Raw genomic sequence first — 15,328 nt, forward strand, 5'->3', positions numbered from 1 at the left:
CCCGCCGGCGCCGGTGCCCCACCGGCGCCGGCGGGTATCCTGCTTCCCGGCGCACGGCACGGGAGGTGGGGCGTGGCCAGGGAGAACGAGCGCAAGCTCATCGCCTCGAACAAGAAGGCGCGACACGACTACGAGATCCTCAAGACCTACGAGGCGGGGCTGGTGCTGGCCGGCACCGAGGTGAAGTCGCTGCGCGAGGGGCGGGTGTCGCTGGTCGACGCGTTCGCCCAGGAGCACGACGGCGAGCTGCTGCTGCACGGGCTGCACATCGCCGAGTACGGCTTCGGCAGCTGGACCAACCACGCGCCGCGGCGCACCCGCAAGCTGCTGCTGCACCGGGTCGAGATCGGCCGGATCCTGGAGAAGCTGCGCGAGGGCGGCTACGCCCTGGTGCCGTTGTCGATGTACTTCGCCAACGGCTGGGCGAAGGTCGAGTTGGGGCTGGCCCGGGGCAGGAAGTCGTACGACAAGCGGCAGGCACTCGCCGAGCGGGACGCCAAGCGGGAGATCGCCCGGGAGCTGGGCCGCCGCCTCAAGGGTCGCAGCCCCGCCCGCCCCCGGCCCTGACCGGTCAGCCGAGCGTCGTCGGGGCGCCGGTCGGCACCCGCCAGCCGGTGTCGCGGGGCGGGCGGCGGCGGCCGGCGCGCCACTCCAGCAGCAGCCAGCCCAGCCCGACCAGGGACACCAGCGCCATCCCGCTCCACTCCAGGGTCGGCAGCAGCCGCAGCTGGGCGGCGCTGGGCGACACCAGCCAACCGTTCGGCGTCGACCGGTACGACTCCCCCTCGGTGAAGATCAGCGTCAGGTAGAGCGCGATGCTGTGCATCGAGTCCCAGAGGGCGTGCAGCAGGGAGACCCCGAGGAAGGTCAGCAGCAGCCGCCAGCCGAGCTTGAAGTGGGTACGGGTGCTGGGGGCGAAGAGCACGCCACCGAGGATGGCGGTCCAGAGGCCGTGGCCGACCGGGGCGAGCAGCCCGCGCAGGATCTCCGTCTGCACCACCTGGATCAGCGACAGGCCGTTGACGGTGAACAGGGCGGTGAAGGCGTACCCGGCGGACTCGAAGGCGGCGAACCCGAAGCCGACCGCGGCGCCGAGAATCATGCCGTCCCGGATCGACTTGTGCGCCAGGTGGCGGGTGAGCAGGGCCAACGCGGCCAGCTTGGCGGCCTCCTCGATCAGGCCCACCCCGACGAAGAGCCACGCCGAGGGGCGCAGCAGGTAGCTCTCCAGCACGGAGGCGGCGAGGACGCCGAGCACCCCGCCGGTGATGAAGGTGCCGAAGACCAACCCGGCGTCGATCTCCCCGGTGTCGCGCCGGCCGAACGCCCAGGCGACGAAGGTGACCGGCACCAGGAAGCTGCCGAGCAGCACCAGGGTGGGGATCAGGTTCGGGTTGCCGGTCACGAAGATGATCACCACGGTGGCGAGCCAGAGCGCCAGCCCGACCAGGAACATCCGCAGCCACTGGCGCCGCGGACGGTGCCGTGCCGACAGGGTCGTCCGATCCATCTGGTCCTCCCCGGGGAAGCGGTCCGCGGGCCACGGTACCCCCGGACGGCGGAGGTCAACCCGTCCGCGCCCAGCGGATCGACACCGGCCAGTGAAAGCGCTCTCTTGACAGACGCCACCCTTCGTTCATAACTTGATTGAAGTTCATCTTTTTATTGCCGTACCCCGGCACCCCGCACCGCCCTCCGCCGGTGCCCTCCCCACCCCGGCGGAGCCACCCCCACCACCGCAGGGAGGCACCACCGTGCGCAGCATCCGTACCATCGCCGCCGTGGCGCTGGCGAGCGTCGGCCTGACCGTCGCGCTCACCGCCACCACCGCCACCCCGGCCGCGGCCGGCCCCGGCGCCGTCACCTGGTCCGACGAGTTCACCGGCGCCGCCGGCTCCCCGCCGGACGCCGGCCGCTGGCGCTACGACACCGGCGGCACCGGCTGGGGCAACAACGAGTTGCAGTACTACACCACCAGCACCCGCAACGCCGCCCTGGACGGCAACGGCAACCTGGTCGTCACCGCCCGCAAGGAGAACCCGTCCGGCTACGGCTGCTGGTACGGCAGCTGCCAGTACACCTCGGCCCGGCTGCTCACCCGCGGCACCTTCGCCCAGGCGTACGGCCGGTTCGAGGCGCGGATCAAGATCCCCCGCGGCCAGGGCATGTGGCCGGCGTTCTGGATGCTCGGCAACGACATCGCCACCAACCCGTGGCCCAACAGCGGCGAGATCGACGTCATGGAGAACGTCGGCAACCAGCCGTCCACCGTGTACGGCACCATCCACGGACCCGGCTACTCCGGCGCCGGCGGGCTCGGCGGCTCCACCTCCCTGCCGGGCGGGCAGGCCCTCGCCGACGCCTTCCACACCTACACCGTCGACTGGGCGCCGGACTCCATCACCTGGTACCTCGACGGCGTCGCGTACTCCCGCAAGAGCCCGGCCGACGCGGGCGGCAACAAGTGGGTCTTCGACCACCCGTTCTTCATGCTGCTCAACGTCGCCGTCGGCGGCAACTGGCCCGGCTCCCCGGACGCCGGCACGTCCTTCCCGCAGACCATGGTCGTCGACTACGTCCGGGTCCAGGCCTGGGACACCGGCGGCGGCGCCACCGCCGGCCCGATCGTCGGGTACGGCGGCAAGTGCGTCGACGTGGCCGGCGCCAACCCCGCCAACGGCACCGCCGTGCAGCTGTGGACCTGCAACGGCACCGCCGCGCAGGCATGGACCTGGGCGTCCGACGGCTCGGTCCGCGCCCTCGGCAAGTGCCTGGACGTCACCGCCGGGTCCACCGCCAGCGGCACCAAGGTGCAGCTCTACGACTGCAACGGCACCGGCGCCCAGAAGTGGGTGTTCAGCTCGGCCGGCGACATCGTCAACCCGCAGGCCAACAAGTGCCTCGACGCCACCGGGGTCAGCTCCGCCGACGGCACCCGGCTCCAGATCTGGGACTGCACCGGCGCCGCCAACCAGAAGTGGCGGCGCTGATCTCCGTCCCGATGCGTTAAGAAGGGCCCCTTCCTATGCCTGAGGCGTTAAGAAGGGGCCCTTCCTTGCGGGTCAGTCGGTGCAGGACGGGGTGTGCAGCCGCACGTCGTTGAACCCGCCGCACGCCGCGTTGCAGTGGGTGAACAGGTTGTACGCGCCGTTCCAGTCGAAGAGCCGGTCACCGTTGTTCGGCCCGTTCTGCGTCACGTCGCCCTGCAAGCACGGGCAGCGCCGTCACCCGCTCCACCACCTACGGGCTCGACGTCAACGGCCGCACTGGAACCTCAAGGTCTCCGACATCGCCGTCGGCGACCAGGGCCACCTGGATCGCTGGACGCTGTCGCTCTGAGAGACGCGCCGGGGCCGGCCGTCGACGGCCGGCCCCCGGAAGCCCCTACTGTGGCGGCGGGTGCGACGAGGGCGGGTGACGATGGATCCGATCGTGGTGGCGGCCGGCACGGCCCTGGTGTCGGCGATGGCCACCGACGTGTGGCAGCAGGCCCGCGACCAGCTGGTCGGCCTGTGGCGGCGGGTCCGCCCCGAGCAGGCCGAGGTGATCGGCGGGGAGCTGGCACAGGCCCGCGACGACGTGCTCGCCGCCCGGCGGGCCGGCGACCCGGACACCGAACGGGCGTTGGCCGGCGCCTGGCAGCTGCGGCTGCACCGGCTGCTCGCCGAGGACCCGGCGCTCGCCGGCGAGCTGCGCCGGGTGCTCGACGAGGCGCTGACCCCGGCGCTGACGGCCGACGAGCGCACCGCGATCGGCTCGGTCGTCATGAACGCCACCGCCACCGGGCAGGCCCGGATCTACCAGTCGGGCCGGGACCAGCACATCACCGAACGGTGAGCGGGGAGCACCACGGACCGGGCGGCATGGCGGCCGAGGGGCACGACCACGCCCGGATCTACCAGGCCGGCCGGGACCTGCACGTCGGCCACGCCCCGGTCGCCCGTTCCGGCTACCGGTACCAGGTCGAGCGGCTCGCCCCGACGGTGCTGCGGGACCGGGACGCGGAGCTCGCCGAGCTGGCCGCCTTCTGCACCGCCGCCGACGGCCCCCCGTACGCCTGGTGGCGGGCCGGCCCGTGGGCCGGCAAGTCCGCGCTGCTGTCCTGGTTCGCGCTGCACCCGCCGCCCGGGGTACGCCTGGTGCCGTTCTTCGTCACCGCCCGGTTCGCCGGCAGCAGCGACCGGGGCGCGTTCCTCGACGTCCTGTCGGTGCAGCTCGCCGAGCTGCTCGGCGAGCCGGCGCCCACCGGGCTGCCGGAGGCGGTGCGCGAGGGCGCCCTGCTCGACCAGCTCGACCGGGCGGCGGCCCGGTGCGCCGAGCGGGGCGGGCGGCTGGTGCTGCTGGTCGACGGCCTGGACGAGGACCGCGGCGTCCGCGCCGGCCCGGACGCGCACAGCATCGCCGCGCTGCTGCCGGCGCGCCCGGCGCACGGCATGCGGGTGCTGGTCGCCGGGCGACCCAATCCGCCCATCCCCGGCGACGTGCCCGACCGGCACCCGCTGCGCGACCCCGCGGCGATCCGGGAGCTCGCGGCCTCCCCGCACGCCGAGGCGGTACGCCACGACGCCAACCGGGAGCTGCGCCGCCTGCTCGACGGCACCGACCTGCAACGCGACCTGCTCGGCCTGCTCACCGCCGCGGTCGGTGGGCTCGGCGGCGCGGACCTGGCCGAGCTGACCGGCGCCGACCAGTGGGAGGTGGAGGAGCACCTGCACACCGTTTCCGGTCGCACCTTCCTCACCCAGGCAAGCCGGTGGCGGCCCGAGGACGGGCCGCAGGTGTACGTGCTCGGCCACGAGGAACTCCAGCAGAGCGCCCGCCACTACCTGGGCCCGGTGCGGCTGGCCGGCTACCGGGAACGGCTGCACGGCTGGGCGGAGGGCTATCGGCGGCGGGGCTGGCCGGAGAAAACGCCGGAGTATCTGCTCCGCGGGTGGTTCCGGCTGCTGCGGGCCACCGGCGACGTGGACCGGATGGTCGCCTGCGGCACCGACGCGGCCCGGCACGACCGGATGCTCGACCTGTCCGGCGGGGACGTGACGGCGCTGGAGGAGATCGCCGTCGCGCACGAGGCGCTGCTGACCCGCGACGAGCCGGATCTGGTGGCGATGGCCCGGCTTGCCGTGCACCGCGACCGGATGACCGACCGGAACCGGCGGATCCCGGAGCACCTGCCCGGAGTGTGGGCGGCGCTGGGCCAGGTGGAACGAGCCGACGCCCTGCTGCGCTCCATCCTCGCGCCGCCGCGGCGCGCCATGGCGCTCGGCCACGTCATGACCGCGCTGGCCGCCCGCGGGTCGATCGACCGAGCCGAACAGCTCGCCCGGGACATCGCCGACGGCAGCCAGCTCGACGAGATCCTCCTCGGCCTGGCGAGTGCGGCCGCCGAGCGGGGCGGTCTGGTGCACGCCGAACGGATCGTCGGCTCGATGTCGAACCCCGGTGCTGACGCCTGGCGGCGGCTGGCGAGGGCGACGTTGGTGGCCGGTGACCTGACAGGTGGCCGCCGGCTGGCAGGCCGGGCGCTGAGAGCGGCATCCGACCTGCCGTACGCGGGCTCCCGGGCGCACCAGGGGGCCACCCTGGTCCCCCTGCTGCTGCACTGCGGCTACTGGGCGGCCGGCGAGCGCGTCGCCGAGCGTCTCGACGCCGAGGCGCGCGTCGCCACCGACCGGGCGCAGCGGGGCGAGGTGGTGATCGCGCTCGCCGAGGCGCTCGCCAAGTTGGGCGCCGGGTCGTACACCCGGGACCGGCTCCCTGCCGTCGTGGACCGGGCCGTCGCCTCGGCCCCCTCCTGGCGGCTGCCGGCGTTGGCGGGCACACTCGCCGGCGGCGGCTGGTACGAGCTGGCCGAACGGGTCGTGGCCGCGTCGCAAACGCCTCGCGACCAGGTTCGCGTACTGGCCCGGATGGTCGAGGCGGCGCCGGTCTGGTCCGACGCCGCTGCCGAGCGGATCGATCGGATGCGGATGCTCACCGACACCCTGAGGGCCGGCGAGGACCGCTCTGCCGCGTTGCGCGACGTCGCCGACGCGGTGGCCGCCCACGGCGACGAGTTCCGCGCCCTCAATCTGGCGCGGCTGCTGAGCCAACCGTCGGAGCGGATCGACCTGTGGTGCCGGCTGGGCCAGTCGTTGCAACGCGCCGGTCAGTCGCGGCGCGCCTACCTGGCGGCGGCCGCGGCGATCCGGCTGCTGCCGTTGGTCGACGACGCCGGTCAGCGGCGCGCCGCGGGTCGCGGGATGCTGCGGCTGCTCGTCGCGTGTGGCCGGCCCGAGGAGGCGACGACCCTGGCGTCGGCCGTGGAGGAATCCGACGAGCGGGCCGACGCCCTCGCGCTCGTCGCCGCGGAACTGGCCCGGGCCGGCGACCCGGTGACCGCCGGCACGCTGGCCCGGCAGGCCGAGGCGGCGTACGCGGCGGCGGCCGGTGGTGACGGCGGCAGGTCGGCGGTGGTCGCCGGGGTGGTCGGCCTCGCCGCCGGGGAGTCCGTCGACCGCTCCCTGGCGGTGGTGGAGCTGGCGCCGAGCACCGAGGACCGCGCGTGGGCGCTGGTCGGGCTGGCGCGGTGGTGCGCGGCGACCGGCGGCCCGGAGCTCGCCGACACGCTGGCCCGGCGGGCCCGGCAGGCCGCCGGGCAGATCCGGGACCGACGTGACCGGGGACTGCCGCTGACCGTCCTGCTGCCGCCTCCTCCGGCGCCGCCACCGGCCGTGAACTGGGATCCCTACCCAACCGCCCGTTCGGTGCACGACCCCGACGCGGGCCCGCTGCTGCGCCGGCTTGAGGAGGACCCGGCCCCGCCCGGGCTGGTCGATCAGGCGGAGGCGGTGACCCGCGCGGTCAGCGACCCGGACGACCGGGACCAGGCGCTGGCGGTGCTGACCGGCCTGCTCGGCCGGGCCGGCGAAATGGACCGGGCGGAACGGCTGGCCGCGCAGATCGAGGACCGGCGGATACGGGCAGAGGCGCTGACCGCGCTGACCAGAGCCGCGACCGAGCGCGGCGCGACGGACCGGGCGCAGCGGCTGGCCGGCTCGATCGACGAGGGGCACTCGATCGACGAGGAGTACCACGGAACGTGGGCGCTCACCGCGCTGGCCGAGACATTGGCACAGGCCGGCGCCCCGGACCGCGCCGAGGCCGTGATCCGCTCGATCTCGGCGGACGAGCGTGGCGACGCCGTGGGCCGGTTGGCCGAGGCGCTGGCCCGACACGGTCATCCGGGCCGGGCCGAGCAACTGGCCCGATCCATACCCGAGCGCCACCGTCAGGCCAAGGCGCTGACCGCGGTGGCCGGGTGGGCGCCGCCGGCTCAGGCACGTCGCCTGCTCGCCGCCGCGCTGCACCTGGGCGGCTGGACCATCTCGTCCGAGGTGCTGGCCCGGGTGGAGCCGGCCGCCGGGCTGGCCGTCGCCGACGAGTACTTCGCCCTCACCGGGGCGTCGTGGTGGCGGGAGGCGCTGGCCGCGCAACCGGGCCCGGACACATCGGGCACCGCGGTCGGGTGAGCCGCTCGTAGCCGAGCACCGCCACCCCGAGCGCGACGCCCCAGGCGAGGAACACCAGCTCGGTGCCGGCCGCTGCCCAGCCACGACCCAGCTCCGCCCAGTCGGTCCGGCCGTCGGCCAGCGCCGTGCCCATCAGCCACACGCCGATCAGCCCGTACGAGGTGAGCGCCACCGCCACCACCGCCGCCGGCCCGAGCACCAGCGGCCGGGGCACCGGTCGGCCGGCCCACGGCGTCCAGCGTGGAAACACCTGACCCCACCGGTGGGTCAGCCCGAGGGTGAGCAGCCCGCCGGCCGCCGGTGCCGCGGTCAACGCCGCTACCAGGGCCGGTGACAGGTCCCGTCGGGCCGCGTCGAGCACGGATGCCGGGATGCCCAGCGGCACGCCCCACCACCACAGCAGGTGCGGCAGGGTGAACCCGAGCAGCGGCAGCGCGGCGGCAGCGTACGCCCAGCCGCGCAGCGAGGCCGGGACCGGCCGCGGCCCGCGGGCGCCGGGATGGCCGCACCCGGGCCGGCGGGCGGCCACCGCGACCCGCGCGAAGAGCAGTCCCCCGGCGAGCATGGCCACCCGGTGCAGCACGTCCCGCCAGTCGGTGGGCCGCCCGGCCGCTCCCGCCGGCAGTTCGAAGAGCAGATGGCCCGGGAAGGAGAGCACCACCAGAGCGAGCGCCGCCGCGGCGGCGGACCCGGCGGTGACCCGACCGGGCCGCCGCGCCGCCGCCGCGGCGACGACCAGCAGCAGTACGCACAGGACGACCGCGCCCCAACCGGTCACCAGCGGCAGCGTCGTCACGTCGTCGGCGCCACAGCCGCTGGCCAGTTCCGCCCTCCCGGGTGACCGGGTGCGGTCACACGCCGTCCAGCCCCAGCGTCCACCGGTGGCCCAGTAGAGCCGGACCAGCCCGTAGGCGGTGGCGAAGCCGAGCGCGGCGAGCGCCTGTCGTCGATGTCTCGTCAGCATGCCTCCACGCTGCCCATGCTGGACGCGGCGAGGATGACCCGGCCGGGGGACCTGCCTCCCCGACCGGAGGGATCGCCCCGGGGCGACTTCGGCCCAGGGAATATCGGGTCGACACCGACCGGCGGCGATGTGGATCGTGGCGGCATGACGAACACCTGGCCTCGCCCGTTCCGCTGGTTGTACGCCGCCGACCTCGCCACCGGCCTCGGCAACCAGGTCGGCATGATCGCCGTGCCGGTGCTGGCGGTGGAGGTGCTGCGCGCCGGTCCTGGCCAGGTGGGTCTGCTCGGCGCGCTGGCCTGGGTGGCGTTCCTGTTGATCGGGCTGCCTGCCGGGGTCTGGGTCGACCGGGCTCCCCGACGGACCGTGATCATCGTGGCGGACCTGGTCCGGGCCCTGCTCTACGCCTCGATCCCGGTGGCCTGGTGGGCCGGCTGGCTCGGCATCGGCCAGCTCTACGCGGTGGTGCTGCTCACCGGGGCGGCCACGGTCTTCGGGGACGTGGCGGCGCAGAGCCTGGTGCCGCAGCTGGTCGGCCGGGACCGGCTGGTGGCGGCGAACTCGTTGATCGTCTCCACCTGGGGAGTGCTACAGGTCGGCGGGCGGGGCCTCGGCGGCGTCCTGGTGCAGCTGCTCACCGCGCCGGTGTCGCTGGCCGTGAACGCCGTCGCGCACCTGGTCTCGGCCGCCGCGCTGACCCGCATCCCGGTCCCTCCCGCACCGGCTGACGACGGCTCCCGCCCGCACTTCGGCCGGCAGCTCGGCGAGGGCGTACGGCACGTGCTGGGCAGTCCGCTGCTGCGCCCGCTGGCCGTGTCGACCAGCGGCATCAACCTGTCGGTCAACCTGATCACCGTCCTGCTCCCGGTGGTGCTCCTGGGCGACCTGGGCCTCTCCCCCGGGATGCTCGGGCTCTTCCTGGCCGTCGGCGGGGTGGGGTCGGTGCTGGGCGCGGTGACGGCCCGTCGGCTCGCCGACCGGATCGGGCCGGGCCGCTCGCTGTGGCTGCCGGGCCTGCTGGTGGCGCCGGCCGGGGCGCTGGTGGCGATGGTCGACACCGGGGCGGCGTTCTGGCTGGCGACGCTCGGCTGGCTGGCCATCGCCTGGCGGACCGGGATCGGCAACGTGATCGGGGTGAGCCTGCGCCAGACCTCCACCCCGGACGCCCTGCTCGGCCGGATGAACGCGACCTTCCGGTTCCTGCTCACCGGCGCCCTCGCCGTCGGCGCCGCGCTGGCCGGCCTGCTCGGCACGTACGTCAGCGTGCGGGCCACCCTGTGGATCGGCGCGATCGGCAACGCGCTGACCTGGCTGCCGATCCTGCTCTCGCCGCTGCGCAACTGGCGGCAGCCGGCCACGACTCCCCCGCAGCCGGTCGCGCAGCCCGGCGGCGCCCGTCGCTGAGCACTGTTACTCCCGTGTTACGCCACGGCGAAGCTGCTGCCGTACGCCGGGCGGACCGTGGAGTCGGAGCCGACGAGCGACCCGGAGTCGACCGGTCGCCGATGGCCCGACGACGGGAGGGAACCCGACCATGAGGATCAGAAACGCACTGCTGGCGGCGGTGCTGCTGTTGGCCGCGCTGGTGGCCGGCGGCGCCGCCAGCGCCTCGGCGGCGACCGCGTACTGCGGGATCACCTGGGGTAGCGGGGCGAAGACGGCCGGCACGCTCAGCGGCAGCCCGCTGGTCGACGTCCGGGCCGGGCAGGACACCTGCTGGGACCGGGTGGTGTTCGAGTTCGCCGGCCCGGTGACCGGCTACTCGGTGGCCTACGGCGAGACGTACACCGAGGGGCAGGGGACGGCGATGTCGCCGTACACCGCCGGTGGCGCGCTGCTGAGCGTGTCGCTGCGCGCGCCCGCGTACGACGGGTCGCAGGTGGCGACCGTGCCGTACCGGGTGGGCGACCACGAGCTGAACGCTCTCGGGTACCGGACGCTGCGGGACGTGGTGTTCGGCGGCAGCTTCGAGGGTTACACCACCTTCGCGGTGGGCGTGCGGGCTAACCTGCCGTTCCGGGTGTTCGTCCTGGCCGGGCCGGGCACCCACAGCCGGATCGTGCTGGACGTCGCCCACCAGTGGCAGGCGTGATCCGCGCCGGTGCCGAGGGGCCGCCCGGCCCCTCGGCACCGGCCGTTCCGGCAGGTCCGCCCGGTCGCAACCGGCTCTACGCTGGGGTGGTGGAGGGCCGCGTGCTGGTCGTCGAGGACGATGCCTCCATCCGGGAGGTCACCGCCCTCGGTCTGCGCCGGGCCGGTTTCCGGGTCGGCACCGCCGCCGACGGACCGGCGGCGCTGGCCGCGTGGCGGGCCGGACCGGTCGACCTGATCGTGCTGGACGTCATGCTGCCCGGCCTCGACGGGTTGGCGGTCTGCCGGGAGATCCGGCGCACCAGCCAGGTGCCGATCCTGATGCTGACCGCCCGCACCGACACCATCGACGTGGTGGTGGGGCTGGAGTGCGGCGCCGACGACTACCTCCGTAAACCGTTCGACCTGCCGGAGCTGGTGGCCCGGGTGCGGGCCGTGCTGCGCCGGGCCACCGTCGCGGCCGAGGAGGACAGCCTGCTGGTCGGGCGGCTGGAGGTGGACGCCGCCCGCTTCACCGCCCGCAAGGACGGCCAGGAACTGCCCCTGACCGCCACCGAGTTCCGGTTGCTGCTGGAGCTGGCCCGCCACCCCGGTCGGGTGTTCACCCGCGAGGTGCTGCTGGACCGGGTGTGGCAGCACTCCCACCTGGGGGACACCCGGCTGGTGGACGTGGCGGTGCAGCGGCTGCGGGCCAAGGTCGAGGACGACCCCGCCCACCCTGTGCTGGTCCGCACGGTCCGCGGCGCCGGCTACAAGCTGTCCCCCTGACGGGAGCGCCGATGGCCACCGCCGCCGTCTCCCCGGGCCGCCTGCGCCGCCGGCTGGTGGTGGCCTTCGTGCTGGTCGCCGGGGTGTCCGCCGGGGTGCTGGCCGTCGGGTCGTACCTGCTGCTGCGGCAGGCCCGCCTGGACGGCTCGGTGCAGCAGGCGGCCGCCGACACCCGCTACGAGCTGGTGCTGGCCGCGCAGTTCGTGCCGCTGACCGATGCCCACCGCGCCGACCTGCTGACCAGCTTCGCCGCCGGCGGCCGGCAGGTGCTGCTGCTCGACGGCGACGGCCCGGCCGCCGCCCCGGGACCCACGCCGGGCACGACGGTGCGGTCCGCGGTCGCTGCCGGCCAGCTCGGGTACGAACGCCGCCGCGACCACGGCCGGCAGTTGCTGCTGGTGGGTGGCCGGATCCCCGGCTCGACGGCGCAGCTCTACTCGGTCACCGTCGAGGACGGCATCCTGGCCGACCTGCGCCAGCTGCGCACCGCGCTCGGGGCGGGCTGGGCGGCGGCGGTGCTGCTCGCCGCGGCGGTCGGGCACACCCTGGCCCGGCGCACCCTGGAGCCCGTGGGCCGGGCCAGCCGGGCCGCCCGGGACGTCGCCGAGGGCCTGCTCGACACCCGCCTGCCGGTACGCGGCCGCGACGAGTTCGCCGACTGGGCCGCGGCGTTCAACGAGATGGCGCAGGCGTTGCAGGCGAAGATCGAGGCGCTGTCCCGGGCGCAGGCGCGGGAGCGGCGGTTCACCGCCGACGTGGCGCACGAGCTGCGTACCCCGGTCACCGCCCTGGCGGTCGCGGCCTCGCTGCTGGACGAGCACCTGGACGTGCTGCCCGACGACGCCCGCTCCGGCGCGCGGGTGCTGGTCGCCGACGTGGTGCGGTTGCGCCGGTTGGTCGAGGAGCTGATGGAGGTCTCCCGGCTGGACGCCGGCGGGGAGCCGGTACGGCCGCAGCCGGTGGACGTGCCCGCCCTGCTGCACGCGATCGTCGACGTCCGGGGCTGGTCGGACCGGGTGACCGTGGTCGGCGCCGGCCGCCGGTTCGTGGCGCACACCGACCCCCGGCGGCTGGAGCGGGTGCTGGCGAACCTGGTCGGCAACGCCGTCGAGCACAGCACCGGCGAGCGGCGGGCCACCGTGCGCCGTGCCGGCGAAACGCTGGTCGTCACGGTGACCGACCAGGGGCCGGGGATCCCCGCCGCGCACCTGCCGCACCTGTTCGACCGCTTCTACAAGGCCGACCCGGCCCGCAGCGGCCCGGGCAGCGGGCTGGGCCTGGCCATCGCCCGGGAGAACGCCCGACTGCTGGGGGCCCGGCTGACGGTGCGCAGCCAGGTCGGTGTCGGCACCGAGTTCCGGCTGGACCTTCCGGTCGACCCCGACGGGGGCGCCCGATGAACCGAACCTGCGCCGCGCTGCTGGTAGCCGCGCTGCTGCTGACCGGCTGCGCCGACGACCGGACCGGGACGCTCGGGCCGGCGCCCACGCTGCCCGTTCCGGCCAGCACCACCGGCCCGGCGGCACCCGCCACGCCGACCGCCCCGATCGCCACGGGCACCTCCGCGGCCGGACCGGTTCGGAGCGGGCCCGCGACGGCCGGGCCGACTCCCGTCGGCCCGGTGCCGGCCAGCACGGCCCCCACCGGGGCGGCTCCGGCCGGCACGGTGACCGTGCAGCTGTGGCTGGTGCGCGACGGCCGGCTGGCACCGGTCACGCGCACCCGGCCGCAGACGCCGGCCACCTCCGCGTTGGCCTTGGACGAGCTGGCCGCCGGGCCGTCGGCGGCCGAGGCGTCCACCGCGCTCACCACGCTGGTGCCCGAGGGAGTTCGGATGGTCCGGATCAGCGGGGGCACCGCCACCGTCGCCGCGCCGCCGGCCCTCACCGACGGGCCGGCCGGCACCGTACGGCTGCGCCGCGCGCAGCTGGTCTGGACGCTGACCCAGTTCCCCGCCGTGCGGCGGGTCGACCTCGGCGACGGCCGGGGGCCGACCAGCCGCGCCGACTACGCCGACCTGCTGCCGCCGATCGTGGTCACCGGGCCGGCGATCGGGCAACGGGTCGGCAGCCCGGTCACCGTCACCGGCAGCGCGCAGGTCTTCGAGGCCACGGTGAGCGTCCGGGTCCTCGACCGCGACCGCCACGTGATCGGCGCCGGCTTCACCACCGCCACCTGCGGCACCGGCTGCCGCGGCGACTACCGGGTGGCCGTGCGCTACCGCCTGGCCGCGACCGGCCAGGGCACCGTCGAGGTGTACGAGGTGTCGGCGCGGGACGGCTCCCGGATCAACGTGGTCGCGGTGCCGGTCGTGCTCGCATCTGCTGAGTGACAGGACGCGGCCGGGGCCCGGTCACTGGCCGCGCAGCGGTGGCGCCTCGTAGATCCAGCCTTCGCCGTCCGGGTCCCGCCCGACCAGCTGGTAGACGAACGTCTCCGCGCCCTCGTGCGGCCCGTGCAGCTTCAGGTCGTACGTCTGCGGCGGGCTGTCACCGTCCGGGACGTCCCAACGGACGCGCTGCCCGTCGTACGGTCCGCCACGCAGGCGCAGGTTCACCTCGGCCATGTCCCGGACGCTAGTCGAGGCGGACAGGCGCCGGGGCCGGCTCGGTCGGGCATCCGCCCACAGGGGTGAGCTCTGGGTGACCTGCCGCCATCAGACAAGGCGCTGGATGCTCACCTCAGCCAGCCGAGGAAGCGTCGGTGCAGAGCCCCCGCCCGCACCCAGCTGCTGGCCGAGCCGACGGGCCGGCGGATGGCCGGCAAGTGGGTCGGGTTCGGCGAGGACATGGACGTCAACACCGGGCCGTGGGAGCTCGTCTTCCAGGACGCCTCGACCTCCAAGGCAACGCTCGACCGGTACAACACGGGGGCGACGTAGCAGCTGCGGCGAGATGCTCCTGCCTTTCACTGCCGGACCCGGAACCGATGTCTCCCGTGATCGCCCCAGCGGCAGAGCCGGTGAAGAGGGCGTTGGCGCAGTCGGGGCAGACCTGACGGCCGGTGATCGTCTCCTGGAACGGCTCCTTCACCCGTCGTCCGCAGTCCGGGCACTCACGGCTTGACAGACCCATCAGTCCCTCCCCGCTTCCGGTGTCGACCAGGCTAAATGAGCGTCGCCAGCGAGCCTGCCGAGCGAAGGCCCGGGTGGCGACGGGCCGGCCAAGTCGACGCCAAGCGGTCGCCAGGCGGCACGACCGAGAGTCGGGCAGGACAACGCGCCTGCCGATGTCGGCCGGCGCCGGGCCGGTCCGCCAGGGCCGGTCCGCCCCGAGTGGGCCGCGGAGCGCAGCGGCCGGAGGAGACCATGGACACGAGCATCACCGAGAGCGAGCCGAACCTCGTCGGCTTCCGGATCAACCACCGCACCATGCGCGCCGACACCCGCCGGCTGGCAGACCTGGCCGAGCGCGTCGCTGACGGCCGGATCGCGTACGACCTGCGTCGCGGGAAGGCGCTGCGGACGTACGTGCGGCTGCTCTGCGACGGCATCCACCATCACCACCGGATGGAGGACGAGGTGCTCTGGCCTGTGCTGACCCGGTCGGCCGCCACCGAGGTCGAGCTCCGGGACCTCAGCGACGACCACGCGTCGCTCGATCCGGTGCTGGACGAGACGCGCGGCGCGGTGGACGGGCTGGTCGCCGTCCTCACTCCGGGCGGCCCCGAGCAACGGGTACGGTCCGCCGCGGGTCGCCTCGCCACGGTCCTGGCCCAGCTGCGCGACCTCCTCGACGAACACATCGAGGAAGAGGAGCGGTTGATCTTCCCGGTGATCCGGCGGTACGTCAGCGTGGCGGACTGGACCACGGTGGAGCGGGCCGTGCGCAAGGGTGGTGCGCTGCGTTTCGAGCTTCCCAGGATCGAGCGCTACGCCCGGCCGGAGGAGTTGGCGGAGCTGAAGCGGATCGCGGGCCCGGTGCTGCGGTTGATGCTCGCGGCGTTGCGGCCGGGCTTCCGCCGCCGGGAGGCGACCGTGTTCGGCGGCTGACCG

Annotated in this window: 14 protein-coding genes and 1 pseudogene; 11 read left to right on the forward strand and 4 right to left on the reverse strand. The window is 74.9% G+C overall.

The features are described 5' to 3' along the window. Positions 1–72 precede the first annotated feature (72 nt). Positions 73–567, forward strand: a complete 495-nt coding sequence (gene smpB, locus GA0070564_RS08160; RefSeq protein ID WP_091605128.1) for an SsrA-binding protein SmpB — start codon at positions 73–75, stop codon at positions 565–567. Positions 568–571: 4 nt separating this feature from the next. On the opposite strand, the gene GA0070564_RS08165 is transcribed toward smpB, so the two are convergent. After that, a complete protein-coding gene (locus tag GA0070564_RS08165; RefSeq protein ID WP_091605131.1) occupies positions 572–1,510 on the reverse strand; it encodes a PrsW family intramembrane metalloprotease in 939 nt (312 codons plus the stop codon). A 244-nt stretch (positions 1,511–1,754) separates the two neighbouring features. Between GA0070564_RS08165 and GA0070564_RS08170 the strand changes: the two genes are divergently transcribed. Continuing rightward, entirely contained in the window at positions 1,755–2,990 is a 1,236-nt protein-coding gene (locus tag GA0070564_RS08170; RefSeq protein WP_091605134.1) for a glycoside hydrolase family 16 protein, read from the forward strand. Positions 2,991–3,062: 72 nt separating this feature from the next. Here GA0070564_RS08170 and GA0070564_RS30180 read toward each other — a convergent pair whose 3' ends face one another. Then, positions 3,063–3,197, reverse strand: a complete 135-nt coding sequence (locus GA0070564_RS30180; protein WP_281182119.1) for a hypothetical protein — start codon at positions 3,195–3,197, stop codon at positions 3,063–3,065. Between the two features lie 217 nt (positions 3,198–3,414). Between GA0070564_RS30180 and GA0070564_RS08175 the strand changes: the two genes are divergently transcribed. Together GA0070564_RS08175 and GA0070564_RS08180 are read left to right on the forward strand one after the other, a co-directional pair. Then, the gene (locus GA0070564_RS08175; RefSeq protein WP_218104897.1) at positions 3,415–3,837 is read left to right on the forward strand and encodes a hypothetical protein; all 423 of its coding nucleotides are present in this window, start codon (positions 3,415–3,417) and stop codon (positions 3,835–3,837) included. Beyond that, positions 3,834–7,511, forward strand: a complete 3,678-nt coding sequence (locus GA0070564_RS08180; RefSeq protein ID WP_141714723.1) for a hypothetical protein — start codon at positions 3,834–3,836, stop codon at positions 7,509–7,511. The genes GA0070564_RS08175 and GA0070564_RS08180 overlap by 4 nt, the downstream gene beginning before the upstream one ends. Here GA0070564_RS08180 and GA0070564_RS08185 read toward each other — a convergent pair. Further along, entirely contained in the window at positions 7,435–8,475 is a 1,041-nt protein-coding gene (locus GA0070564_RS08185; protein WP_091605142.1) for a hypothetical protein, read from the reverse strand. The genes GA0070564_RS08180 and GA0070564_RS08185 overlap by 77 nt on opposite strands. A 144-nt stretch (positions 8,476–8,619) precedes the next feature. Here GA0070564_RS08185 and GA0070564_RS08190 point away from each other — a divergent pair, with 144 nt between their 5' ends. From GA0070564_RS08190 to GA0070564_RS08210, 5 genes are all read left to right on the forward strand, one after another. Next, on the forward strand, positions 8,620–9,879 hold the full coding sequence (locus GA0070564_RS08190) for an MFS transporter (protein WP_091605147.1): 1,260 nt from the start codon (positions 8,620–8,622) through the stop codon (positions 9,877–9,879). Positions 9,880–10,009: 130 nt separating this feature from the next. After that, entirely contained in the window at positions 10,010–10,567 is a 558-nt protein-coding gene (locus GA0070564_RS08195; protein ID WP_091605151.1) for an AMIN-like domain-containing (lipo)protein, read from the forward strand. An 89-nt stretch (positions 10,568–10,656) separates the two neighbouring features. Continuing rightward, the gene (locus GA0070564_RS08200; protein WP_091606944.1) at positions 10,657–11,334 is read left to right on the forward strand and encodes a response regulator transcription factor; all 678 of its coding nucleotides are present in this window, start codon (positions 10,657–10,659) and stop codon (positions 11,332–11,334) included. An 11-nt stretch (positions 11,335–11,345) separates the two neighbouring features. After that, a complete protein-coding gene (locus tag GA0070564_RS08205) occupies positions 11,346–12,734 on the forward strand; it encodes a sensor histidine kinase (protein WP_091605156.1) in 1,389 nt (462 codons plus the stop codon). Beyond that, a complete protein-coding gene (locus GA0070564_RS08210; RefSeq protein ID WP_091605161.1) occupies positions 12,731–13,666 on the forward strand; it encodes a Gmad2 immunoglobulin-like domain-containing protein in 936 nt (311 codons plus the stop codon). Before GA0070564_RS08205 ends, GA0070564_RS08210 begins: the two co-directional genes overlap by 4 nt. A 21-nt stretch (positions 13,667–13,687) precedes the next feature. On the opposite strand, the gene GA0070564_RS08215 is transcribed toward GA0070564_RS08210, so the two are convergent. Then, complete coding sequence (locus tag GA0070564_RS08215; protein WP_091605166.1) at positions 13,688–13,900, reverse strand: hypothetical protein; 213 nt, start codon at positions 13,898–13,900, stop codon at positions 13,688–13,690. 159 nt (positions 13,901–14,059) lie between these two features. Between GA0070564_RS08215 and GA0070564_RS08220 the strand changes: the two are divergent. Together GA0070564_RS08220 and GA0070564_RS08225 are read left to right on the forward strand one after the other, a co-directional pair. After that, positions 14,060–14,215 (forward strand): annotated as a pseudogene (locus tag GA0070564_RS08220) (DNA-binding protein); the annotation flags it as partial. A gap of 426 nt (positions 14,216–14,641) precedes the next feature. Then, positions 14,642–15,325, forward strand: a complete 684-nt coding sequence (locus GA0070564_RS08225) for a hemerythrin domain-containing protein (RefSeq protein ID WP_091605169.1) — start codon at positions 14,642–14,644, stop codon at positions 15,323–15,325. Positions 15,326–15,328: the final 3 nt, after the last annotated feature.

The organism is Micromonospora mirobrigensis, assembly GCF_900091555.1.
GTDB classification, from domain to species: Bacteria; Actinomycetota; Actinomycetes; order Mycobacteriales; family Micromonosporaceae; genus Micromonospora; species Micromonospora mirobrigensis.